Below are 3,225 nucleotides of genomic sequence, written 5' to 3'. Positions count from 1 at the left end.
CCCGATCGTCGAACCCCTCGACCTCATCCGCCACCGGAAGATCATCGAGCATCCAATGTCAACGATGTGCCGGAACCGTCAAAGATCACCCGGATCTGCTACGTCCAACATGTCCTGGAACAAAACAAGTGAGGCGGTATCTGGCCGCCTACGGGGAGCTTGTCACGGCCGCTGTCACCTGATGCGCTGGCGGGCGAACTGCCTCGTCCGCTTCGAGGACCCAGAAGCAGTCAAGAGCCTAAAAGCCGCCCTCGGCGAGTTGAAGCCGGGTGCCTTCAACCGGGCGGAAGCCGGGCTCCGATGTGATCTGGCGACCGCGCTCCTCGCGTGCGGAGAACGAGATGAAGCGCGGCGCCATGCAACCCGCGCCGCCGAGTTGGCCAAGCTGACGGGGTCGGTCAGGCAGCGCAGGAGGGTGGCGGCTATTGAAGTGCAACTGGGGGCGAGCAGCGACTAGACATCCGCCAAAACGTGGAGCAGGCCCACCAGCGTCCCAGAACTCCAGATCTTACCCGAGGTGATCATGGCCGGTACGTCCGTGAGTGGCACCCACTCCATCCGGGAGGCTTCCGTCGTCTCCATCGGGGCGCTGACGTACTCGGGGTCCCGAGTGAGGTAAACGTGATGTTCGGAGTCCACCATCCCGACCATCGGCTGGAAGGAGACCAGATGTGTCAATGACTTCGGGCGGAGCCCGGTTTCCTCTTCGATCTCCCGAGAAGCAGTGGACAATGGAGCTTCGCCCTCATCCACAAGCCCGCCGGGCAGTTCCCAACCCCATCGATCCGCGACGAAGCGGTGCCGCCACAGCAGGAGCACGCGGTTCTCGGAGTCCAGGATCACCACCACGGCGGCGGCCTTCAGGCTGGCCACATGGTGCTCGAACCTGTGTCCGTCAGGAAGTTCTACATCGACCAGACTGAGCTTGATCCAGCGATTGTCATAGACGGTTCTCCCGCCATGCGTGATCCAACGAGTCTTCTCCTCGTCATCTGTCATGGCCCTGACGCTATCCGGTGAGCACTTCACCGCCGGGAGGTGAGAGGTCCTTGCCCTCAACGGTCGTTCACCCTCCTCACCTGCGAAAACAAGTCTGCGGCCTCCATGGAAACCAATCACAGGTGGCAGACTGACCCGACGAGCCTGGACGACTTTGAACGGCGCTTCGACCTCATCGGCTCGGAGGCGTTGTCCGCGTCCGCCTCACGTGGGCACATCGAACGGATCATGGAGGCCATGCAGTGATCGGATGGCGCAAGTCCAGCCGGCAACACATCCGGCAACGAGTGTGTAGAGGTCGCGAACCTCCCCGAGGGGCGCGCTATCAGGGACAGCAAGGCCCCTGACGCCGGCCACCTGACCCTCTCAGCCGAGAGCTTCGCCCGGCTCGTGACCCGCATGAAGCGCGACGAACTGAACCTCTGACCCCGGCGTGCAGACCCCGGCCCAATGACGTTCGGGGGCTCTGCCGTGTGCGGTTTACTCCCGGGCTCGCTACTGGGACCTGGCGCACCTCCTGAACGCGCTTGTCCTGTAAATCCTCCGTGCATGAGGAGCTGAGCACAGGTGAGCGGCAGATCGCCTTACCTGATCGGTGTCCAAGCGCCCGCCGCGACCGGACGGCCCGCCGACGCGGACTATGTTGCCGACGTCCGCCGCACCAGCCAGGCGCTGGTGCGGCTGGACACCGCGCACGGCGGCGACGACGTCCTGCCGTTGGCGCTGCGGGCGTTCCGCGCCGTCAATCACAGGCTCGGATCGGGCGCGTATGTCCCGTCCGCCGAACGGGACCTGATGGCCGCCGCTGGTGAGGCCGCCCAGGTTGCCGCGTGGCTGGCCTACGACGCCGACCGGCAGGACGTCTCGCGACAGGTCATCCACGAGGCGCTGATGCTGTCGAGGCAGGCCGGGGATTTCGGCATGGAGCTGTTCGAGTTGACGCACCTGGCGATGCAGTCGGTGCACCTGCATCGGCCCGCCGAGGCCATGCGGGTCACCACCGGCCTGCTGGACGGCGGGCTGCCGCCCCGAGCTGCGGCCCTCATGGACATCCGCCGGGGCCGGGCGCTCGCCCAACTAGGGCATGCCGGTGACGCGCTGGCCACCCTGGGCCGGGCGCGGTCAGCTCTGCTGGACGGGCCGGGGGCGCGGGATGCGGCGTGGACCTGGTGGGTTACCGATGCTGAGGTGCTGTGGCACACCGGCATGGCGCACGCCGAACTCGGTGACTGGGGAGCGGCAGTGCCGCTGCTGCGAGAGTCAGCGAAGCTGCGGAGCGGATACCGGCGGGCCCGCTATAACGACCTTACGCATCTGCTGAACGCCTTGGTGCACGTCGGGGACTGGGGCGAGGCCGAGCCGGTCCTGACGGAGGTCGCCGGGGATGCGGGCGATGTCGGCTCGGGGCGGACGACGAACCTGCTGAGCAGGGTCACCGAAAGGATCATGCGAGCGGACGCGCCTTCGGCAGTCGCGGATTTGGCCGGAGACCTCCACCGCGTCCTCGAAGCCGCTTGAACCGCGCACCGAGATGAATGAGGGCGATCGGCACTCGGTGAGCGTCGCAGGCGTCATCTTGGATGATGCCGGCCGTGCTCTGCTTATCCAGCGCCGTGACAACAGTCACTGGGAAGCACCCGGGGGCATCCTGGAGGTGGATGAGGACATCCGCGCCGGACTCAAGCGGGAGGTTCTCGAAGAGACGGGCCTTCAGGTGCATGTGGAGCATCTGACGGGCGTCTATAAAAATATGAAACGCGGCATCGTCGCACTGGTCTTCCGCTGTCGAGTCCTCGGTGGAAGTGTTCGGGAGACCAACGAAGCTCAGGACCTTCGATGGATGGGCCTTGAAGAAGTCAGGGCCCTGGCGACCGAGGCCTTCGCCGTTCGTGTCCTGGATGCAATGGCTGATCCGCTGACCTCGCCTGCGGTGCGCCACCATGACGGCACCCACCTAATTGGCGAAACATTCGGCTCGTAAGTCAATGAATTCGTCCGGCCTAATGGGGCGATCACATGGGTTTAGCGCGTTACTTCGAGATCGCCGATGACTTGCTGCGGCGTATTGATGCAGCTGCGTGGGGGAGACGCTGCCGCCGATGGAGAAGCTAACCTCGATTTTTCGTGAGGTCGGTTGGGTCGCGGAGCGACCCAACCGACTCTTGGCTTTCGGTGGCGGGTCAGCCGTGGGGCCTGACTGTCGCGTCGGGTGGGCGGGGTTCCACG

General features: G+C 65.1%; 4 protein-coding genes and 1 pseudogene. 4 read left to right on the top strand and 1 reads right to left on the bottom strand.

The annotated features are described in order from the left end of the window. Positions 1–457, top strand: a pseudogene (locus tag E1285_RS47015) (hypothetical protein); the annotation flags it as partial. Here E1285_RS47015 and E1285_RS44075 read toward each other — a convergent pair. Beyond that, entirely contained in the window at positions 454–999 is a 546-nt protein-coding gene (locus E1285_RS44075; protein WP_132160859.1) for an NUDIX hydrolase, read from the bottom strand. The pseudogene E1285_RS47015 and the gene E1285_RS44075 sit on opposite strands and share 4 nt — an antisense overlap. 324 nt (positions 1,000–1,323) lie before the next feature. On the opposite strand from E1285_RS44075, the gene E1285_RS48470 reads away from it, so the two are divergent. The 3 genes from E1285_RS48470 (at position 1,324) to E1285_RS44060 (ending at position 2,980) form a co-directional block, all read left to right on the top strand. Beyond that, a complete protein-coding gene (locus tag E1285_RS48470) occupies positions 1,324–1,425 on the top strand; it encodes a DUF397 domain-containing protein (protein WP_347814135.1) in 102 nt (33 codons plus the stop codon). A gap of 141 nt (positions 1,426–1,566) precedes the next feature. Beyond that, the gene (locus E1285_RS44065) at positions 1,567–2,517 is read left to right on the top strand and encodes a hypothetical protein (RefSeq protein WP_132160858.1); all 951 of its coding nucleotides are present in this window, start codon (positions 1,567–1,569) and stop codon (positions 2,515–2,517) included. A gap of 37 nt (positions 2,518–2,554) precedes the next feature. Further along, positions 2,555–2,980, top strand: a complete 426-nt coding sequence (locus tag E1285_RS44060; RefSeq protein WP_347814134.1) for an NUDIX domain-containing protein — start codon at positions 2,555–2,557, stop codon at positions 2,978–2,980. Positions 2,981–3,225 lie beyond the last annotated feature (245 nt).

Origin of the sequence: Actinomadura sp. 7K507 (genome assembly GCF_004348425.1) — a bacterium.
GTDB lineage: Bacteria > Actinomycetota > Actinomycetes > Streptosporangiales > Streptosporangiaceae > Spirillospora.
This window is presented reverse-complemented; position numbering and strand designations above follow the sequence as displayed.

Excerpts from the sequence above, each read along its gene's own strand:
- E1285_RS44075 (WP_132160859.1), bottom strand. The coding sequence starts at position 999 with ATGACAGATGACGAGGAGAAGACTCGTTGGATCACGCATGGCGGGAGA.